Raw genomic sequence first — 17,803 nt, forward strand, 5'->3', positions numbered from 1 at the left:
CCGATCGATTCATATGGGTCTCCTCCCCGGTCGACCCCCGGGCAGGCCCGCAGGTCATGGACCACCCACAGGGAGACGGAAGACCTTCGGCTCGACCTTATCAAAATGGCAGGTCCGGTGGGCTCGGGAAGTGGACGATCGGTGCGATTGAACTCATCGGACCCTCTGCCCGGTGGATAGAGCCAAGCCGCGTCGGCCGCCATCCGGTGCGCGGCATCCGCCGAGCCGGCAGGACAAGTCATGCCTGTCTAAGCAATGATGAGGCGGCGCAGACCGTAAGATTCCAGTACAGGTCAGCGCTTGATCGAAATATTTTTCCGACATAATCAGCGTGTATCGTCAGGAACGGCAGAAAAATCGATGCGCTTGGTTATTCTCGCAGCCGCTGCTGCCTGCAGTGTGATCCTGGGCCCGATGCCCGTCTCCGCTCAAGACCATGCGCCGGGCGATCCAAGACGCAACCAAGCCGCGAAGCTCGCGGGGCTCGCGGGTTTCGTGAACCTCGAGTGCCCGGGCCTGCGCAGCGATCCGGCCCGCCTCAAGCAATCCGTCGAGGCGATGGGCGTGGACGCCGCGAACCTGGAGCAGGGCGAACTCCTTCTGGCGGCGAACGCCTATATCGAGGCGTACCGACGGGATGTCCCGGCAAGCTGTCGAAAGGCCGAGGCAATGTTCGGACCTGCGGGTTCGATCATCCCCGGCATGGTCGTTCCCCGGTAGACCCGACCGGGGATTCGGCCCCCGGCCTTGACGGGGCTGCCCCATCCCGGGTGACCGCGATATGCAGGAGGTGGGCGAGACTGCTGGCCCCCAGCTTCTGCTTCATGCCCGACACGATGGTCGACACATTCCGGCGGCTCATCGACAGGCTGTTGGCGATCGCTGCGTTCGTCTTGCCTGATCCCAGAAGCGACAGGATCTGCAGCTCGCGCGCCGTCAGGCGCGAGAGGGGCGAAGACTTCGGGCCCCCGTTCAGCACGGCGATCCGCATCGCGAGATCGTGGGACAGGAAACTGTGCCCGGCCCCCACCGCCTCCAACGCCTCATGGAAACGCGCCACCGCGGTGTCCTTCAGGACGAAGCCATGCGCCCCACACTCGATGGCCCGCGCGACGATCACCGGATCGTCGTGCATGCTGAAGGCGAGGATCCGGGTCGCCGGCTCGAGTGCCCGCACCCGGCGGATCAGCGAGAGGCCGGAGAGCCCCTGGTCCCGGAAGCTGAGGTCGGTCACGACGAGGCCGGGACGGTACCGGTGGAACGTTCGGTAGCCGGACACAATGTCCGACGCCTCGTAGACGGTCCCGACGCCCGCATCCTCGGCCAGGCGACGCAGGCCGCTGAGGACGACAGGGTGATCGTCGACGATCAACATCTCGGCGCGGGTGCGCGGTACGACCCGCACCGCGGGACGGTGGCACAGGGTCAGGTCCGTGCTCACGGCTCGGTCCCCAGGACCGGGCGGGGCGCGGCCAGCCGCACCAGCGCGCCCGCGTGGTCGGCACCCTGGCTGCGGGCATTGTAATAGTGCTGGCACATCTCTCCGTAGAGGCTCTTCCGGCGTCCGCGCTCGGCCGCGATCCCGCCGAGCCCGTCGAGGATCGCGCGGTAATCCTCTCGGATGCCGGCTTCCGCAAGCATCCGGCCGAGCTGGACGGTGCGGTTGGCGATCATGCGCGGATCCTCGATGAAGCCGTCGCGGGCGCGGGCGACGGCGGCGCCCATCGCGCGAACGCGGGTCTCGTCCGCGGCCAGGGCGTGCCCGGCCTCCCGCCCCGCCAGCCAGCGCGCCGGATCCGTCCCGTTCGTGGGCGAGAGCCAGGACGGCAGGCTGCTCTCCGCGGTGTTGGCGACCACCGCGCCCTCCGCGTCGGCGCGATCGTCCGAGCCCCGGTCGCAGGCGACCAGCGCGAGCAGGAGCGCGTAGGATACGGCCTGGCCGGGACCGATCCGGCTCATCGGGGCCTCACGCCTCCATTCGCCCGCAGATCGACCGCCGCAGCCCGCGACGGCTCGCCGCCCGGCCTCGCCGCGAGGACGCCGCGGGGGCCCTCCGCCACCGGGAGGCGCGCGGTCTCCCGCAGGGTGGAGAGATCGATCACCGACACGTCGTCCGAGAACCAGTTCGCCACGTAGGCCCGGCTGCCCGCCACTGCGACGCCTTCGGGATAGGGGCCGACGGCCACGGTCGCGACGATCCCGAGCCCTGCCGCATCGATCACCGTGACGGCGGCCGCGTGCTGGTTTGTGACGAGGATCCGGGCGCCGTCCGCGGTGACGGCGACCCCATAGGGCATCCGGCCGGCGGCGACCGTGGCGCGGGCCCGCAGCGTGTCCGTGTCGATAACCGTCAGGTCACCGCTGCGCACGTTGGCGACGTAGAGCCGGGTCTCGTCCGGGTCGAGGGCCAGCGCGAACGGCGCGTCGCCAGTCGGGACCACGGCGATCCGCGTCATCGTCCCGGTGTCGACGACACTCACCTGCCGGCTCTCGCGATCGGCGACGTAAAGCCGTCCGCGCCGGTCGAGGACGAGGTGGGCCGGCACGTGGCCGACCGCGACAGTGCCCTCCACGGCCCCGTCCACGCAGGAGACCCGCAGGATCCGGTCCCCCGACCAGTCGCCGACGAAGAGGCTCGCCCCGTCCGGGCTCGCCGCGAGGCCGAAGGCCTGGGCGGGGACCGGGACCCGGCGTGGCGGCTTGCCGGGTTCGATCACCGTCACCGCCCGTCCGTCCGGGTGCGTGAGGTAGAGCCGCCCGGCGCGGTCGGCCGCCGCCGTGATCGGCGCCTGGTCGACGGGGGTTCGATCCGCCACTTGCACGGCCTCGATCCGCGCGAGTTCGGCCCCCTTCTGGCTCACCACCCAGACCGGATCGGACAGGGCCGGGGTGGCGGCGAGCAGGAGGAGCAGCAGCGGCAGAATGTGCGAACCCTGTCGCCGTTCCGATGGAGCGGACACGGCTTCCAAATCCTCGTGCCGACGGGCACTTCGCCGAACCGGCTGCCTCTTCGACGACGAGCGCTCGCGCTGGATCATGGGGTCGCCCGGCCCTCGACGGTCGCCTTCAGCCCTTTGAGACCGTCCGCAAAGTAGCGGTTCATCGCCGTGCGCCCCGCCTCGTCGCTCAGGCCGTCCGGCGGCTCGTTGCCCGTATCTCCCCGGTAGAACCGGCCGATCCAGGACACCCTGGAGCCCGTCCCGTCCGGCGTGACGGTCAGCGTCGCGGAGTAGGACGAGACCGGGAGCGCCTTCAGGTCCGGGTCCGACATCCGGTAGGAATAGGTCCGGCCGTCGCCCAGCCACTCGTCGAGGCCCTCGACGAGCGTGCCGCCGCCCTTCAGCGTCACCGTGCGGGTCGTGCCCTCGACATTGCCGCCGCTGGCCTCGGCCTTGGCCACGTCGGGATGCCAGCGGGCGATGCCGCCGAATTCGCCGGCCACCTTCCAGACGGCCTCGGGAGGTGCCGGGATGGTGATCGACTGGTCGATCTTCTGAGGGGTCGGCCCGTGCGCGAGGGCGACGGTGGCGAGGCAGATCAGAGAGAGGCTGATGGGCAATCGCATGGTCATGTGCTGATCGGTCCTGCTCGTTGGACGTTGGGGCCGACGCGTCGATGGCGCCTTTGCAGCGGGCCGGCGAGGTAGGCGAGGAGCGTGAGGGCGAGGGCGGTCGCCCCGAGGGCGGGCCGCGGATCGAACTGGCCCGGCAGCGGGCGCGGCGTCGCGGCGGCCAGAAGCGGCCCGGCGAGGCCGCCCGGTCCGTCGAGATGGGCGTAGGCGAGCCCGGTCTCCGCGGCGAGGCGCTTCAGGTAGGGCTCACGCACCGAGGCGAGGTGCTCGGTGCCGGGGGCGGCGCGCGCCCCGAAGGGCGCGTTGCGTGGGTTGTAGCCCTCGCGGGATTCCGCGTCGGCGGGCGGCGGCCCGGAACGGTTCTCCTGCTGGACGTCCGTCTCGCTCAGGAAACCCGTCTCGCGGCCGCGGTCGTCGAAGCGCGGGATCGGCGAGAGGCCGTAGCCCCCCGTGCCCACGATCAGGCCGCGCACCGCCCCAGGCTTGCCGTCGAAGGTAGGGCCGCCCGAGGCCGGGAGCGGCGGCGTCTCCTGACCGTCCGAGACGAACAGGAGGTCCGCATCGATCTCCTGGGCCATGGCGACCGACCGGAACAGACCCGCCGCGATCCGGCTGTCGCCCTCCCAGGCCATGCGCGGATCGAGGGCCGCGAGGGCGCCGTCGAGGGGCGCGAAGTCGGCGCAGACCTCCACGGGCGTGAACAGCAGAAACGGCCTGCGGTCGGTGAACAGGCCAAGCGCCACCCGCGAGCCGCAGGGCAGGTCGGGCAGCAGCGCCCGAAGCGCTGCCTTCGCCGTCTCGATGCGGCTCGCCGGGCCGGCGGCGGCGGGGTAGTCGCGCACGCTCATGCTGCCGGTGATGTCCACGACGGCGAGCACCGCCACGCCCGTGCGCGTGATCGACAGGGGTGGTGCGACGTGCGCCGCGAGGGCGAGGATGAGGGCACAGGCCAGCGCGCGGAACCGCCCATCCCGCAGGTTGCGCGCCACGACGGGCAGGATGGACGGCCCCAGGTTCACGGGCCGCCCCGCGGCTGGCCGGGGATATCGGTCCAGATCTTCTTCGGCTCGGCCCGCAGCTCGTCGCCGGACGCGCGGTCGAATTCCGGATAGTCGCGCACGAGGCGCGAGGCGACGTCGAGGTTGTACTTGGCGTCCCAGAAATCCGGCCGCGCCCGGAGCGCACGGCGGTAATCCTGGCGCGCCAGCGTCACCATGGGCGCGGCCCTGTCGAGGTCCCCCCGGCCGATCAGGGCGAAGGCCTGCCGCATCCGGGAATTGCCGACGGCATAGCGGGCGCGGGCCGCTTCCGGTGCGGCACCCGCCCGGTCCAGGGCGTCGATCAAGGGTTCGGTCTCGCCGAGGCGATCGCGGGCGGCGAGGAAGCGGATCCGGGCCAAGAGCAAGGCCGTCCTGGCCTCGGGGGATACGGACACGTCGCGCCCGAATTCGAGGGCGGCGATCCGTCCGTCGTCGCGCCTGGCGGACCAGCCCGCGATCGCCAACGAGAGCGCGGTTCCGGTGAGCGCGAGGGGCAGGGCGACCAAGAGACCGGGGCGGAGGCGGCGCCATGCGGCCGCGGCGCCATCGCGATGCAGGACCGCGAAACGCCGCCGCGCGCGGATGTCGCGGGCGGAGACCAGGCTCATGCGGCCTCCTCTCGTATCGGCCGTGATGCGGCCTCGGCGCCGTCCCGGCTCCGGTCGGCCGGTGGCGCGGAGGCGAAGTCGGCTTCGGCGAGCTTGGCGAGAGCGAGCACCGCGAGGCCCAGCGCGGCGAGCGCGTAGGCGAGCCCGGTCAGATCGCGCCAGGGACGCTCCTCGACGAAGGGGATCGGGTCGCGCTCCAGCGCCTCGATCTGTCGGACCGCTGCCGCGACCGCCTCGGCGCCCTCCGCCTCGAAGACCCGGTAGGGCACGCCGAGGCCGCGGAAGAACAGGTCGAGATGGCGCTCGGGCGCGGCCTGCGGCGTGTCCTCGCCGGCCGGCCGATCACCGATTCCGGGGGATCCCTTGGTCCGCAGGAACAGCCAGTACAGGTTGGGCCGGATCCGGCTGACCGCCGCGCGCAGCTGGTCCTGGATGCGCGGGTCGATCACCGCAGCCCCGTCGGAGACGAGGACGAGCGCCCGCGAGGCGCCGACATCGCTCCCGAACTGCGCCAGGGCCATGCCGAGGCCGCGGCCGATATTGGTGTAGTCGAGGCCGGGCCGGTCGATCGCCGCGATCGCCGCGCGCACCGCTCCGTGCCGGTCGGTCATCGGCATCACCAGCATCGGCGCGGTGGAAAAGGCGGTGACCGCGAAGAGGTCGTGGGGGCGGGCGCCGACGAAGTCGCCGAGGATGCGCCGCGAGGCCGCCGCCTTCGATTCCTCCGCGCCGGAGGGCTGCCGCCCGGCGAAAGTCTCGTTCATGCTCCCGGACCGGTCGATCAGCAGGGAGACCTGCGCGCCGATCCCGATGCGGGTGATCCGCGCCCCCGTGCGGTAGGGCCCGGAGAGCGCCGCGATCAGGCCGGCCAGGGCGAGGAAGCCGGCAAACCTGATCGTCCGGCCGATCGCGGTCGAGAGCGGGTCCGCAGGTGCGGCGGCGCTGGCGGGTACGCCCGCGCGGCGCTGTGCGGAGAGCATCAGCGGCAGGAGTGCCAGGGGCAGGAGCCACAGCATCCAGGGGGCAGTGGCACCGAGGCGGGCAGAGAGGTCGCTCACGGCCTCACGCCCTCCGTTCGGCGGCGGCGAGACGTGTCAGCACGGCCTCGGCCTCGGCGCGGGGCCACGTCGCGCGGGCCTCGGCGATACGGCCCCCGAAGAAGGCGAGGCGCGAGGCCTCGAAGAAGCGCCTGAGGCCGGCAGCCTGCTCTCGGAAGGCGGCGTGGCGGTCGAGGAAGGCGCCGAGATCCTCGGCCAGCACCCGCCGGCCGTCGGCTTGGTCGAGACCGCGGTGGAGCGCCAGCAGCGCCCCGCGGTAGGCTTGATCCGGATCCGGCGCCCGCTGCCGCCGCAGCGCTCGCAGGGCGGCGGCAAAGGGTCGGCCCCGACGCCGACGGAACGGCCCCCAGGCCCGGTCGTGCGCCGTCGCCAGCGCCGCCACGATGGCGAGGGCACCGAGACCTGCCGCGCCGGCGAAAAGCGGGCGGGACGCGATGCGCTCCCCGCGGCCGTCCGGGCGCAGGTACTCCGCCGGGTCCTCGCGCCGCTGGGGCTGCACTTCGCGCAGGGGCGAGACGCCGAGGCTCCAGCCCGGGACCTGGACGGTGGCGGTGCTCACGCCTCCGGCCGACGGGCTCGCCAGCGTCACGGCGAAGCCCGGCACCTCCAGGGTGCGCGCGTCGAGGGCGGCGTAGAACGCCTGATAGGTGAGGCGCAGGCGCACGCGCCGGACCGCGCCCGAAGCGGTCTCGTCCAACGCGATCGTGCGCAGGTCGAGCCAGTAGGTCACCGGTCCCGGTTGAGGCAGCGAGGCGCGCTGCAGGCTGAAGCCGGGATCGGCCAGGATGTCGACCTGCGCCTCGACCAGATCCCCGAGGAATACGCCGAAGGGCCGGGGACTGCGCACCTCGACGGAGCGCAACTGTGCGTCGGCGAGTCCGGCGGACAGGAATAGGAGCGCGAGCGACGGGGGGAGGGCGCGCGTGCGCATGGTCAGGTGGTCATCAGGTGGCGGGTGAGCGCCGGCGCGTCGAACCGGTCCGCGAGGCGGAAGGGGCGCCGGGCGAAGGGCGCGGCGGCGCGCTCCAGCGCCTCGACCCGGGCGCGCTCCCGCGCGATCCAGGACCGGCGCAGGCTCGGACGCAGGAAGACAACGCGGCGCCCGGCCCCTTCGAGGTCGTCGAGCTCGACCAGCCCGAAGGCGGGCAGATCCTCGGCCTCGGCCGGGTCGGCGAGCAGGATCGGGATGGTGTCGTGCGGCGCGAGCGCCGCGAAAACCCGGCCGATCAACGCGTCGGGCCAGCGAAAATCCGAGGCCACGAACACGAGCTTCGGGCGGCCGGCGATCTGCCGCGCGGCATCGAGCATCCCGCCGGCGCTCCGTCCCGTGCAGGTCGCCCCCTCGACGCGCTCGGCAACGGCGAGCGCCGCCGACCGATGGCGGGTCGCGGGCAGGTACAGGTCGGCGCGCAGGGCCGAGTCGCAGCCGATCAGGCCGAAACCGTCGCCGACCCGCGTGGCCGAGACGGCCAGCGCCCGGCAAAGATCGCCTACGAGCCGCATCCGGCTCGCGGTGCCGCAAAAGCTCATCGAGGCGGAGAGGTCGACCAGGATCCAGATCTCGACGGCGGCGCGCGCCTCGAATCGGCGCACGTGCACGCCCTCGAACGGGTCGCGCAGCGTGGCGCGCACGTCGATGCGGCGCGCATCCGGCAGGCGCAGGAATGGGACCTGATCGCGGAAAGTGCCCGATCCGCCCGCGTCCCGTCCCCGGTGGATCCCGGCCCGGCTGCCGCGGGGCCGCCTGCGTGGCACGTAGATGATCTCGGTCGTGCGCTCGTCGCTCACGGGGCCGGCACCGTCTCAAAGACTGCCCGGCAGAGCGCCGGCACGATTTCGTCGCGCCGCATCTCGTGCACGGGCTCCAGGAACACCCGGTGCGCCATGACCTCGGGGAAGACGGCCCGGACGTCCTCCGGCCCCAGCCAGTCGCGGCCCTCCAGCCAAGCCCGCACCCGGGCCGCGCGCACCAGAAACGCGACGCCGCGCGGCGAGGCACCGCCTTGCACGAGCGCTGCGGTGTCGAGGCCGGGGAGCCGGATTCCCGCCTCGGCGGGCCGCACCAGCGCCTCCCAGAGGGCGACGACATAGGCCTCGATCGCCGGCTCGGCCCGGACCGCGTGCTGGATCATGCCGGCGATCCCGCCGATCCGGTGATGGTCGAGGACGCCCTCGGCGACCTCGGCGACGAGCCGATCGGTGTCGTGGAAGCGCGGATCGAACACGAGGGCCCGGCGCACGGTCGGATCCCGGGGGGCATCGAGCCCGATCTCCATGAGGAAGCGGTCGCGGGCGGCGGCCGGCAGCTCGAAGGTCTCCTCCCGCTCGACGCGGTTGCGGTCGGCGAAAACCTGGAGGTTCGGGAACGCGTAGGTCCGGCCGAAGGCCTGGACGCTGCGCTCGGCCATCAGGCGCAGGAGCAGGGCGTGGACCTGCGGGCGGGCCCGGTTGATCTCGTTGAAGAAGAAGACCGAGAGGTCCTCGGCCCGGGCCAGCACCGGGCCGGGATCGATCCGCGGGCGCCCGTCCGGACCGAGATCGGTGTGGTAGATCAGGTCGGTCGGCATCATGTCGACCGTGCCCTCGACGCGCTCGTAGCCGCCGCCCAGCGCCCGAGCCACGGCCCGCAGCAGCGTGGTCTTGCCGACGCCGACATCGCCTTCGAGCATCACGTGCCCCCGCGCGAAGACCGCGATCGTCACGAGGCGGATCGCACGCTCCTGGCCGACGATCGCCTTAGCGACCTCCGCCTCGAAGCGCGCGGCCGCGGCCCGCCAGTCGGTGAGCACCCTGTCGCCGGGACCGAGGTCGTTCATGTCATGGGGCCTCCACGCGGTGGCCGGGGCTCGTGGCCCGGAACGGACGGAGACCGGATCCGGCACAGCTGCGCGGACCCGGCCCGGGTCTGAATTAAAAGAGTTCAGTTCGCCGAGATCTTGGCGACGTCGTACTCGAACTTGCTGGTCTTCTTCGCGTTCTCGATGCGCTTCCTGTTGCGCTCCTCCATCTGCTTGATGGACTCCGCCTGCTTGCTGACCTCCTTCGGGTCGTGCTTGGGATCGTACTTCGAGCCGGCGACCTTCTCGGGGAAGCCGGGCTTGGGCTGCCAGCAATTGCCGGGTGCCTTGCAGGACTGCCCGTCATAGGCCAGCGCCGGCACCGCGAAGGTCGCTCCCGCGATCAGCATCGCTGCCGTGATCAATCCACGCATCGTCGATTCCTCCGTCTCTTCTAGGCTCGGCCGATCGGGCCGTTTGCTCGCGCCGTCTCCGCGGGGCGCGACTTGCCGAGAACGCTCAGTCCAGAGGCTTGCACTGGCCGGGCTCGTCCTTGGCGAAGGTTTCGCCCTCCTGGAAGGGCTTGAAAGTCCTTTTCTGCTCGTCGTCGAGCCAAGCGGCATCTTTCGCCGGGCCGGTATAGAGATGGCGGATCCAGGCGATCACTTGCAGCATCTCGTCCGGATTGAGGTCCTCGTTGTGCGGCCCCATCATCCCGTTTGCGCCGCCCCAGAGGGTCGCGAACAAACCGATATCCTCGGTATTGGCCGGGTAGGTCCAGTAATTGTCGTTCAGGCCGGGCCCGACCTTGCCCTCGCCGAGGTGACCGTGGCAGCCCGAGCACGAGGTCGAGAACAGGCTCTCGCCATTGCGCAGGCAGGACTTGTCGCCGCTGTAGATGTTCTTGCCGGTCTGGAAGAAGGTCTTGACTGCCGGGGTGTCCCGCCCCCCGGGCTTGCCCTCGGCCGTGTCCATCGCCTCGCCGGTGATGGTGTTGTGGAAGACGATGCCGGATCGTGAACCGGCCTGAGGCTGTGACAGCGCGGCGGTGGTGGTCGCAGCGGCGAGGAAGAGGAACGCAATGCCGAACGAACGAGTGGTGAGCATCTTCGACGGGGTTCTGAACGTTTAAATCGGCGGCCCGGTCGCACAAGGCTGGGCCGGGCGAGTGCGGCGGCGGAAGAGGGCCCTCAGTTCGAGGCGGCGACGGGTACCCCGTCCTGCTCGAGGATCGCCGCGATCGCGGGCCGCGCACCCTCGATCCCGGCATCCAGCGCCCTGCGCAGGATCTCGTCGTCCTTGCGCACGCCCATCGACTGATCGAAGAGTTGCGGCACCTTGCGGCCGTCGCTGCCGATCGTGTCGTCCGGCACCAGCGTCATGCGCAGGGGCACGGCCGAGTCCTTGACGTAGCGGGCCACGTCCGGGGCGAAGGCGACGCCCACGCCGGCCTTGTCGGTGGCGACCTCGCTGACGATGCGTGCCGGGTCGATCTGGGTGTATTGGTTGCGCGGCGAGCGGAAATTCACCAGCGAGTAGAGGTAGGCCATGTCCTCCTCGTACCGGCCGATGTCCTTGAGCATCGCCTCCCCGGGTGAGCCGAACGGCACCACCATGTGGTCGAGCCTCTTCAGGCGGGGGTCGGACCAGGACTTCACGTCGAGGTCCTTGTCGGCGCGGGTGATGAAGACGTAGCCGCTTCGATAGTAGGGCTTCGTGGTCAGCACCCGCGAGTCGTCGCTATCGAGGCCGACGACCACGTCGCAGATCCGCTTCTCCAGGCCGTCGCGCACGAGGTAGATCGCCGGCTTCGGGAGCCAGACGAAGACGGGCTTGCGCCCCATCGCCTCCGCCACCGCAACCGCCACCCGGTTCTCCAATCCGGAGCCGTCCCGCATCGAGAGCGGCGGCTGCTTCTCGGAGGCGCAGATGCGCAGGGTCGTAGGGTCGGCGGGCGGTGCCGCCGCAGGCTTGCCCCGATCCGACTGAATGGCCTGCGCCTCCGATTCCTGACCCGGCGCCTGTCCGGCGGTCAGGACGGCCAGCGCCAGAACGGTTGCGACCGCGGCGGATCCGGAGGCGCGTGTGCGTGCGCGCGTGCGCGACATGGGCGTTTGTCCCTGCAGTCGATGCGCTTCATGTTGGTTCGCGGGGCGGGTCGGCCGGGACATTGCGTGTCCCGGCCTCCTCTTGCCCCGGCGGATTCCCCGCCGGCCCACACGGCCGACGGGATCCATCGTTCGGCAGTCCGCCTCGGCGGCTTACTTGGCCGCGTGCTGCTCGTATTCTCCGACGTTCGGATCGTCGTACGGCCCCTTGCCGTCGAGGGAGAACACGATCACGCCGCCACCCATCTGGGTGTAGTTGGCGAGCTTCTTGAAGGCGCCGACCGCACCGAGACCGGCAGTGGGATCCGCAAGATCGAACACCAGGCCCACACCGGGCCAGCCGCCGACGCCGTAGTTGATGGCGACGTACTGCACGCCCTTGTGCGTGTAGGTGATCGGGTAGCCGATGGCCCCCGACGGCAGCTTGAACTTCCAGAGGAGGTCGCCGTTGTCGGCGTCCCGAGCCTTGATGAAGCCGTCGAGCGTTCCGTAGAAGACCAGATCGCCGGCGGTGGCGGTGGTGCCGCCCCAGACCGCGAAGCGCTCCATCTTCTCCCAATTGAACTTGCCGGTGATCGCGTTGTAGCTCTTGATCTGGCCGAGTCCCTCGTAGTTCTGACGATCGCCCTTCGGACCCGGATACATGTTCAGCGTCGCACCGACGAAGAATTGGCCCGCCCGATAGGGCAGCATGAACGGCTCCCAGTCCATGCAGATGTGGTTGATGCCCATGTAGAAGGCCTGACGCCTCGGATCGTACGAATCGTGGCCCTGGTTGTGGTAGCCCATCGCCGAGGGGCAGATGTCCTTCGCGAGGTGATCCATCCGGGTGCCGTATTCCGGATCGCGGACCGGCGTACCCGCCTTTAGATCCACCGACTTGAACACGTTGACCGTCTCGTCGATCTTGTTGGCCGAGACCAGCGTGCCGTCGGTCCGGTCGAGGGTGTAGACGATGCCGTTGCGGTCCGGGTGGGTGAGGAGCTTCCTCATCTTCCCGTCCTTGTCCTTCTGCTCGGACAACATCATCACGTTGACGCCGGCGTAATCCCACTCGTCGTGGGGCGTCTTCTGATAGCCGAACTTGGCCTCGCCGGTATCGGCATCGCGGCCGAAGATCGTCATCGTCCATTTGTTGTCGCCCGGACGCATGGTCTCGTTCCAGGGCGCGGGATTGCCGGTGCCGAAGTAGATCAGGTTGGTTCCCGGGTCGTAGGCATATCAGCCCCAGTTGGTGCCGCCGCCGATCTTCCAGGCGTCGCCCTCCCAGGTCGAGGTGCCGAGCCCCTTCTGGCCGTAATGGGCGTTGTGGATGTTGAAGTCCTTGGCGAGAAGCAGGTCTTCGTCCGGACCCGTGGCGTAGGCCCGCCAGACCTGCGCTCCGGTCTTGACGTCGTAGGCGGTGAGGTAGCCGCGCACGCCGAGTTCGGCACCCGACGACCCGACGATCACTTTGTCCTTTACCACATAGGGGGCGATGGTGAGGGTCGAGCCGACCTTGATGTCGGAGTTCTCGACCTTCCACACCGTCTCGCCGGTGTTGGCGTCGAGGGCGGCGACGTTGCCGTCGAGCTGGGTCTTGAGGATCAGCGGCGGCGTCTTGCCGTCGCCCGGCCAGTAGGCGAGGCCGCGGTTGACGAGGTCGCAGCAGGCCACCGAGCGCGCAGCCGGGTTCTGCTTGGGCTTGTCCTGCCACAGGATCTTGCCCGGGTCGTCGAGGCCCAGCGCGAACGTGTTGTTGGGGAACGAGGTGTGGATGTACATTTTGCCGTCGACGACGAGCGGCGCCCCCTCGTGGCCGTTGAGCAGGCCGGTCGAGAATGTCCAGGCCGGCCGGAGCTGCTTGACGTTGTTTTTATTGATCTGATTCAGATCGCTATAGTTGTTCGAGTCGTAGTTCTTGCCGGGCATCACCCAATTCGCGTCGCTCTTCGACTGCGCGATGAGCTTGTCGTTGGCCATAGCCGAGACCGACGGCGCGAGCGCCAAGATCGCCAGCGCCGACACCGAATTCCGTAGCCTGATCATCCTGCGTCTCCTCTCCGGACTGCCGCGCCTCTAGGCCTCGCAATCGTCGTGATATCGTTTCTTCAAGGGCGCGATGGCCGAGCGTTGATCCGTCTTATGTTCGCGAAATCCCGCCTTAGAATAAGTATTGCTTTGACTTATGAAAGACTTATTATCATAATCGCGCCTATCAATCCTTGCACGATGTGCGGGACGTGTCTTTAGGACTTGACGCGTTTTTTCCGGGAGGATCCGGCAACGGCAGACATCAATCTGGTACCTGCACATGGAGCTTGGCCCGTCCTCGCGGCGCGTCTCAGATTTGGACCGGGGCGGAGGCCGGGATCCGGGACGGGATGCCTCGGGGAGGCCAGCATGGGGCGGCGGCGTGGCTGATCGGCATACCTTCGATATCGAGTTCCCTTACGGCTCCGCGCTTCTGATCGAGGGCCGATTGCGTGATCTGTTGCAGGAGCAAATCCGGTGACGCCCGGCAGCGGGGTCGAGCGGCGTTGCTGCTGAGGGCGGCGGTTCAGGATCGACGATGGGCAAGGGCGCCCGGCGGGAGCGCCGTCCTGCCTTCGCGGCGAAGGTGGCTTCGGGCGCCCTTCAGGGCGGGAAGAACCTGGCCGATACCGCCTGGCATCCGCGATGTTCGGCCCAAGCGGGCTCAAGGCCTGGAAAGCTCAGCTTCGTGACGCGGGGATCGGAACCGCGCCGCGGCCGGCGATACCGGCCGTCGACCTGAAGTCGCTGCACCGTAAGATCGGCGCCTGGACGCTGGCCGACGATGTTTGTCCGGCGTGGCCGGCAAGGCCGGTCTGCTGCGCGCGAAGCGATCATCGATCGCCGCCATGCCCTTCCCGTCGCCCGGCGGATCAAGGCGCTCGGAAACGGCCGGCGCACCTGGACGAGCGGCATCGCGAACGCCCTTTTGCAGGAAGCCGGATGCCGGGGATCGCCCGCATGAGGACGGGATCGACATCGGCCGCCAGCATGTCGCGACGTTGATGGAGCGTCCGAGCATCGAGGCGCTCGCAGCGCCGAAGGAACGGCGCTACATCGGAGCGAGAATCGCGAAGGATCCCCGATGAAGCGCCTGCTCGCCGCTCCCCTTTCAGCTTCCGCTGCCGCACTTCCCGCCGTGCTCGCGCTGCTGCCGCAGGCGGCGCTGGCCCATCCCGGCCACGGCGCCGCGACCGGTGCCGAGGCGGGCTTCCTGCATCCGCTGATGGGTGCCGACCACGTGCTCGCGATGGTTGCGGTCGGCCTGCTGGCCACCCTGCGCGGGGGACGGGCGCTCTGGGCGCTGCCCCTGTCCTTCCTGGCGCTGATGAGCGCGGGCGCCGGGCTCGGCATGGCGGGCGCGGCGCTGCCCTATGCCGAGACCGGGATCGCGCTGTCCATCGTGGTGTTCGGTCTTGCCGCGATGGTCGGCCTGCGGGCGCCGGTGGCGCTCCTCGCGGCCCTGGTCGGGATCTTCGCCGTATTCCATGGGCACGCCCACGGCTCCGAGATGCCGGAGACCGCCTCGGGCTTGTCCTTCGGGATCGGCTTCCTGGCGGCCACCGCGCTCCTGCATGCCGCCGGGCTCGGCCTGGGCCTCGCCATGGCGCGGATCGGCGCCACCCGGGCCGCGCCGGCGCTCGGTGCCGGCGTCGCGGCGGCGGGCTTCGCGCTGCTGGTGCTTCCGGCCTGAGCGTCGCCACCGATCCCGCGGCGGGGCACCTGCCGGATCCGGTCGACGTGCCCCGCCTCAGCATCCGGATCGACCTCGGGCCCGGCCACCGCCTCGGCCCGGGCAAGGTGCGGCTCCTGGAGATGATCGCCGCGCACGGCTCGATCTCCGGCGCCGGCCGGGCTCTGGGGATGTCCTACCGGCGGGCATGGCTGCTGGTGGAAGCGATGAACACCGGCTTCGGCCGTCCCGTGGTCGAGGCCCAGATCGGCGGCAGGGCCGGCGGCGGCGCCCGGCTGTCGGCGTTCGGTGCCGACATTGTCGCCCAGTACCGGGCCGTCGAGGCGGCCGCGGAGGCGGCGGCCGCCCCGTTCCTGGCGCGGCTGCTGCGAACCGGTTGACCGCTGGCCGGCGCGGTTGCGATGCCACAGGCCGGCCGGGGCTGACGCGGCCGCGCCGAGCCCCAGGTTCAGGGCCGCCGCGCCCTTCCCGGCGGCGTGAGGACCGGTCCATGTCAAGAATCCCGACACTCGCCCTGGCGAGCCTGCTGACCTTCGTTGCGGGGGCGCAGGCCGCCCCCCAGGTCGAGCGCCTGCGCGGCACGATCGAGGCGGTCGAGGGCGGTGGCTTCACACTCAAGACCCTCGACGGAAAGACCGAGCGGGTGGCGCTCGCCCCCGACGCGAAGATCTCGTGGGTCGTTCCGGCCCAGCTCGACCAGATCAAGGACGGCGTGTTCATCGGGACCGCCACGAAGGGCGAGCCGCCGGTCGCGCTGGAAGTGGTGCTGTTCCCCGAGGCGATGCGCGGCACCGGCGAGGGACATTACGACTGGGACGCGATCCCCGATCGCACCGCAGGCGGCTCCCGGGTGAAGAGCGCGATGACCAACGGCACCGTGACGACCGAGCAGCCCTCCACCGCGCCGGACGCCCCCCGGGTGAGGAGCGCGATGACGAACGGTACCGTGACGTCCAGCGGGAGCGGGGCGGAGCGGACGCTGACGGTGGATTACGGCAAGGGCCAGTCCATCCAGATCCTGGTTCCCCCGCAGGCCCCGGTCGTCACCTTCGAGGCCGCCGACACAGGTGCGATTTCCGCGGGCGCGAAGGCTTTCGTGGTCGCCGCCCGCGCGGATGACGGCACGATCACGGCCCGCCGGGTCGCGGTCGGCAAGGACGGCCTCACGCCTCCGATGTGAGGCGCGGTACCGGCTACCGGAGCGCCCGCAGACAGGATATCGGCCTGCGGTATCGGTCCCCGTGCTCCATGGACGTCGAGGCCCGGCCCTCGGCCGGGCCCCTTTCTTTGGGCGCCCGTGATGACGGGCGCCGGCGGCGGCACCGTGCGGGCGCCTCATCCCGGTCCGCCGGACAGGTCGCGCGCTTTGTTCCGTGGATCGCGTTGCCGCCCTCCGCAGCCGCTGATACGCCGAGCGTGACTTTGACGCCGCCGGCCGCGCGGGATGCGGCGGGGCGCGGCGATTGTCGTGCTCGGCGCGGCGAAGGCCGGAACGGTCCACATTGTGGCCGGGAGTCTGGAGGAAGCCGATGACCAGCACCGCCTCGACGACCCCCGCCTCATCCCCCGCAGACGGCCGTAGCGCCGAGCATCGCGTCACCCGGTTCTGGCCGGAGGGCTGGTGGCGCCTGGTCGATACCCGGATCGGCATCATTCCGCTGCCGGTTTACGTCGTCGTGGCGATCCTGCTCGCGGTTCTCGTCCATGAGGGTGAGATCAGGTCGGACGGTCCGAACATGATCGCCGTCCTGGTCATGGGCGGCTTCACCTGCGCGGAGATCGGCAAGCGCATCCCGATCCTGCGGAACATCGGTGCCGGCGCGATCTTCGCGACCTTCATCCCGTCGGCGCTTGTCTATTACAAGCTGATCCCGCCGCAGATGGAGAAGGCGATCGTAGATTTCACCAAGTTCACCAACTTCCTCTACATCTACATCGCGACGATCATCGTCGGCTCGATCCTGGGCATGGACCGCGAGGTCCTGATCAAGGGCTTCTTCAAGATCTTCGCACCCCTCGGGATCGGTTCGGCGGTCGCGGCCTTCGTCGGAACGCTGGTCGGCACGGCGCTGGGACTCGGTCCCTACAAGGCGTTCTTCTTCATCGTCGTGCCGATCATGGCCGGCGGCGTCGGCGAGGGCGCGATCCCGCTCTCGATCGGCTACGCGGCGACCCTGGGTCAGCAATGGGGCGACGTGTTCGCGCAGGTGCTGCCGCCGGTGATGCTGGGCTCGCTCACAGCGATCATCTTCGCCGGCACCCTCAATGCGGTCGGCAAGCGCTATCCCCGTCTCACCGGCGAGGGGCGGCTCCAGCCCGGCGCGGAAGGCCAGGCGTCCAGCGACGCGCAGGCGCGATCCGAGGCGGCGCGGGGCCAGATCGATGCCGCCACGATCGGCGCGGCGGGGCTGACGGCGATCACCCTCTACCTGCTCGGCGTCATCGCCCACCACCTCGTCGGGTTGCCGGCGCCGGTGGCGATGCTGTTCCTGGCGGTGTTCGCCAAGCTCGGCAGCGCCGTGTCGCCCCGACTCCAGGCCGGCGGCTTCGTGGTCTACAAGTTCGTTCAGGTCTCGATGACCTACCCGCTGCTCTTCGCCATCGGCGTGGCGCTCACGCCCTGGAACGAGCTGATGGCCGCCTTCACCCTGGTCAATCTCATCACCATCGTGTCGACCGTGGCCACGCTCATGACCACGGGGTTCTTCGTCGGGCGCTGGCTCGGGATGTACCCGATCGAGACCGCGATCGTGAACGCCTGCCACAGCGGCCAGGGCGGCACCGGCGACGTGGCGATCCTCACGGCGGCCAACCGGATGGCACTGATGCCGTTCGCCCAGATCGCTACCCGGATCGGCGGTGCGCTCACGGTGACGGGGACGATCCTGGCGATGCGATGGATCGGCGTTTGAACGGGCTGCCGGGAGCGTTGCGT

At 70.2% G+C, this 17,803-nt stretch carries 19 protein-coding genes and 1 pseudogene; 6 read left to right on the top strand and 14 right to left on the bottom strand.

Annotated elements, in window-relative coordinates; all coding sequences use genetic code 11:
• Nucleotides 1-300: 300 nt before the first annotated feature.
• Complete coding sequence (locus Q8W67_RS01205; protein ID WP_305539402.1) at nucleotides 301-720, top strand: hypothetical protein; 420 nt, start codon at nucleotides 301-303, stop codon at nucleotides 718-720.
• On the opposite strand, the gene Q8W67_RS01210 is transcribed toward Q8W67_RS01205, so the two are convergent.
• From Q8W67_RS01210 to Q8W67_RS01275, 14 genes and pseudogenes are all read right to left on the bottom strand, one after another.
• Nucleotides 692-1,375: a response regulator transcription factor gene (locus tag Q8W67_RS01210; RefSeq protein WP_305539681.1), complete on the bottom strand. Its 684-nt coding sequence runs from the start codon at nucleotides 1,373-1,375 to the stop codon at nucleotides 692-694. The two genes, Q8W67_RS01205 and Q8W67_RS01210, sit on opposite strands and share 29 nt — an antisense overlap.
• A 62-nt stretch (nucleotides 1,376-1,437) precedes the next feature.
• The gene (locus Q8W67_RS01215; protein ID WP_305539404.1) at nucleotides 1,438-1,959 is read right to left on the bottom strand and encodes an MxaH protein; all 522 of its coding nucleotides are present in this window, start codon (nucleotides 1,957-1,959) and stop codon (nucleotides 1,438-1,440) included.
• The gene (locus Q8W67_RS01220) at nucleotides 1,956-2,960 is read right to left on the bottom strand and encodes a YncE family protein (RefSeq protein ID WP_370693790.1); all 1,005 of its coding nucleotides are present in this window, start codon (nucleotides 2,958-2,960) and stop codon (nucleotides 1,956-1,958) included. The genes Q8W67_RS01215 and Q8W67_RS01220 overlap by 4 nt, the downstream gene beginning before the upstream one ends.
• A 74-nt stretch (nucleotides 2,961-3,034) precedes the next feature.
• Complete coding sequence (locus Q8W67_RS01225; protein ID WP_305539685.1) at nucleotides 3,035-3,565, bottom strand: SRPBCC family protein; 531 nt, start codon at nucleotides 3,563-3,565, stop codon at nucleotides 3,035-3,037.
• Nucleotides 3,566-3,567: 2 nt separating this feature from the next.
• Complete coding sequence (locus Q8W67_RS01230; RefSeq protein ID WP_305539406.1) at nucleotides 3,568-4,590, bottom strand: vWA domain-containing protein; 1,023 nt, start codon at nucleotides 4,588-4,590, stop codon at nucleotides 3,568-3,570.
• Nucleotides 4,587-5,219 (bottom strand): MxaK protein, encoded by a 633-nt coding sequence (locus Q8W67_RS01235; RefSeq protein WP_305539408.1) that lies wholly within the window; start codon nucleotides 5,217-5,219, stop codon nucleotides 4,587-4,589. Before Q8W67_RS01235 ends, Q8W67_RS01230 begins: the two co-directional genes overlap by 4 nt.
• Nucleotides 5,216-6,277, bottom strand: coding sequence for a vWA domain-containing protein (locus Q8W67_RS01240; RefSeq protein WP_370693791.1), 1,062 nt, complete (start codon nucleotides 6,275-6,277; stop codon nucleotides 5,216-5,218). Before Q8W67_RS01240 ends, Q8W67_RS01235 begins: the two co-directional genes overlap by 4 nt.
• A gap of 4 nt (nucleotides 6,278-6,281) precedes the next feature.
• On the bottom strand, nucleotides 6,282-7,208 hold the full coding sequence (locus Q8W67_RS01245) for a nonribosomal peptide synthetase MxaA (protein WP_305539410.1): 927 nt from the start codon (nucleotides 7,206-7,208) through the stop codon (nucleotides 6,282-6,284).
• Between the two features lie 2 nt (nucleotides 7,209-7,210).
• Nucleotides 7,211-8,065, bottom strand: coding sequence for a DUF58 domain-containing protein (locus tag Q8W67_RS01250; protein ID WP_305539412.1), 855 nt, complete (start codon nucleotides 8,063-8,065; stop codon nucleotides 7,211-7,213).
• Entirely contained in the window at nucleotides 8,062-9,093 is a 1,032-nt protein-coding gene (locus tag Q8W67_RS01255; protein ID WP_305539414.1) for a MoxR family ATPase, read from the bottom strand. Before Q8W67_RS01255 ends, Q8W67_RS01250 begins: the two co-directional genes overlap by 4 nt.
• A 104-nt stretch (nucleotides 9,094-9,197) precedes the next feature.
• The gene (locus tag Q8W67_RS01260) at nucleotides 9,198-9,488 is read right to left on the bottom strand and encodes a methanol dehydrogenase [cytochrome c] subunit (protein WP_305539416.1); all 291 of its coding nucleotides are present in this window, start codon (nucleotides 9,486-9,488) and stop codon (nucleotides 9,198-9,200) included.
• Between the two features lie 85 nt (nucleotides 9,489-9,573).
• On the bottom strand, nucleotides 9,574-10,161 hold the full coding sequence (gene moxG, locus Q8W67_RS01265) for a cytochrome c(L), periplasmic (RefSeq protein WP_305539418.1): 588 nt from the start codon (nucleotides 10,159-10,161) through the stop codon (nucleotides 9,574-9,576).
• A gap of 83 nt (nucleotides 10,162-10,244) precedes the next feature.
• Nucleotides 10,245-11,162 (bottom strand): methanol oxidation system protein MoxJ, encoded by a 918-nt coding sequence (gene moxJ, locus Q8W67_RS01270; protein WP_305539420.1) that lies wholly within the window; start codon nucleotides 11,160-11,162, stop codon nucleotides 10,245-10,247.
• Between the two features lie 153 nt (nucleotides 11,163-11,315).
• Nucleotides 11,316-13,190, bottom strand: a pseudogene (locus Q8W67_RS01275) (methanol/ethanol family PQQ-dependent dehydrogenase).
• A 782-nt stretch (nucleotides 13,191-13,972) separates the two neighbouring features.
• Here Q8W67_RS01275 and Q8W67_RS01280 point away from each other — a divergent pair.
• The 5 genes from Q8W67_RS01280 to Q8W67_RS01300 all read left to right on the top strand — a co-directional run bounded on the left by Q8W67_RS01280 (nucleotide 13,973) and on the right by Q8W67_RS01300 (nucleotide 17,780).
• Nucleotides 13,973-14,263: a hypothetical protein gene (locus Q8W67_RS01280; RefSeq protein WP_305539423.1), complete on the top strand. Its 291-nt coding sequence runs from the start codon at nucleotides 13,973-13,975 to the stop codon at nucleotides 14,261-14,263.
• Complete coding sequence (locus Q8W67_RS01285; protein WP_305539425.1) at nucleotides 14,260-14,868, top strand: HupE/UreJ family protein; 609 nt, start codon at nucleotides 14,260-14,262, stop codon at nucleotides 14,866-14,868. Before Q8W67_RS01280 ends, Q8W67_RS01285 begins: the two co-directional genes overlap by 4 nt.
• 47 nt (nucleotides 14,869-14,915) lie before the next feature.
• Nucleotides 14,916-15,248, top strand: a complete 333-nt coding sequence (locus Q8W67_RS01290; protein ID WP_305539427.1) for a winged helix-turn-helix domain-containing protein — start codon at nucleotides 14,916-14,918, stop codon at nucleotides 15,246-15,248.
• A gap of 110 nt (nucleotides 15,249-15,358) precedes the next feature.
• Nucleotides 15,359-16,048, top strand: coding sequence for a metal ABC transporter permease (locus Q8W67_RS01295; protein ID WP_305539429.1), 690 nt, complete (start codon nucleotides 15,359-15,361; stop codon nucleotides 16,046-16,048).
• 349 nt (nucleotides 16,049-16,397) lie between these two features.
• On the top strand, nucleotides 16,398-17,780 hold the full coding sequence (locus Q8W67_RS01300; protein ID WP_305539431.1) for a 2-hydroxycarboxylate transporter family protein: 1,383 nt from the start codon (nucleotides 16,398-16,400) through the stop codon (nucleotides 17,778-17,780).
• Nucleotides 17,781-17,803: the final 23 nt, after the last annotated feature.

Source organism: Methylobacterium sp. NEAU K (assembly GCF_030700285.1).
In the GTDB taxonomy this organism is placed as follows: domain Bacteria; phylum Pseudomonadota; class Alphaproteobacteria; order Rhizobiales; family Beijerinckiaceae; genus Methylobacterium.

What these genes read in the sequence shown, in the direction of transcription:
- Q8W67_RS01210 (WP_305539681.1), bottom strand. Translation starts at nt 1,375, where the DNA reads ATGTTGATCGTCGACGATCACCCTGTCGTCCTCAGCGGCCTGCGTCGC.
- Q8W67_RS01215 (WP_305539404.1), bottom strand. Translation starts at nt 1,959, where the DNA reads ATGAGCCGGATCGGTCCCGGCCAGGCCGTATCCTACGCGCTCCTGCTC.
- Q8W67_RS01225 (WP_305539685.1), bottom strand. Translation starts at nt 3,565, where the DNA reads ATGCGATTGCCCATCAGCCTCTCTCTGATCTGCCTCGCCACCGTCGCC.
- Q8W67_RS01235 (WP_305539408.1), bottom strand. Translation starts at nt 5,219, where the DNA reads ATGAGCCTGGTCTCCGCCCGCGACATCCGCGCGCGGCGGCGTTTCGCG.
- Q8W67_RS01245 (WP_305539410.1), bottom strand. Translation starts at nt 7,208, where the DNA reads ATGCGCACGCGCGCCCTCCCCCCGTCGCTCGCGCTCCTATTCCTGTCC.
- Q8W67_RS01255 (WP_305539414.1), bottom strand. Translation starts at nt 9,093, where the DNA reads ATGAACGACCTCGGTCCCGGCGACAGGGTGCTCACCGACTGGCGGGCC.
- Q8W67_RS01260 (WP_305539416.1), bottom strand. Translation starts at nt 9,488, where the DNA reads ATGCGTGGATTGATCACGGCAGCGATGCTGATCGCGGGAGCGACCTTC.
- moxG (WP_305539418.1), bottom strand. Translation starts at nt 10,161, where the DNA reads ATGCTCACCACTCGTTCGTTCGGCATTGCGTTCCTCTTCCTCGCCGCT.
- moxJ (WP_305539420.1), bottom strand. Translation starts at nt 11,162, where the DNA reads ATGTCGCGCACGCGCGCACGCACACGCGCCTCCGGATCCGCCGCGGTC.
- Q8W67_RS01285 (WP_305539425.1), top strand. Translation starts at nt 14,260, where the DNA reads ATGAAGCGCCTGCTCGCCGCTCCCCTTTCAGCTTCCGCTGCCGCACTT.
- Q8W67_RS01295 (WP_305539429.1), top strand. Translation starts at nt 15,359, where the DNA reads ATGTCAAGAATCCCGACACTCGCCCTGGCGAGCCTGCTGACCTTCGTT.
- Q8W67_RS01300 (WP_305539431.1), top strand. Translation starts at nt 16,398, where the DNA reads ATGACCAGCACCGCCTCGACGACCCCCGCCTCATCCCCCGCAGACGGC.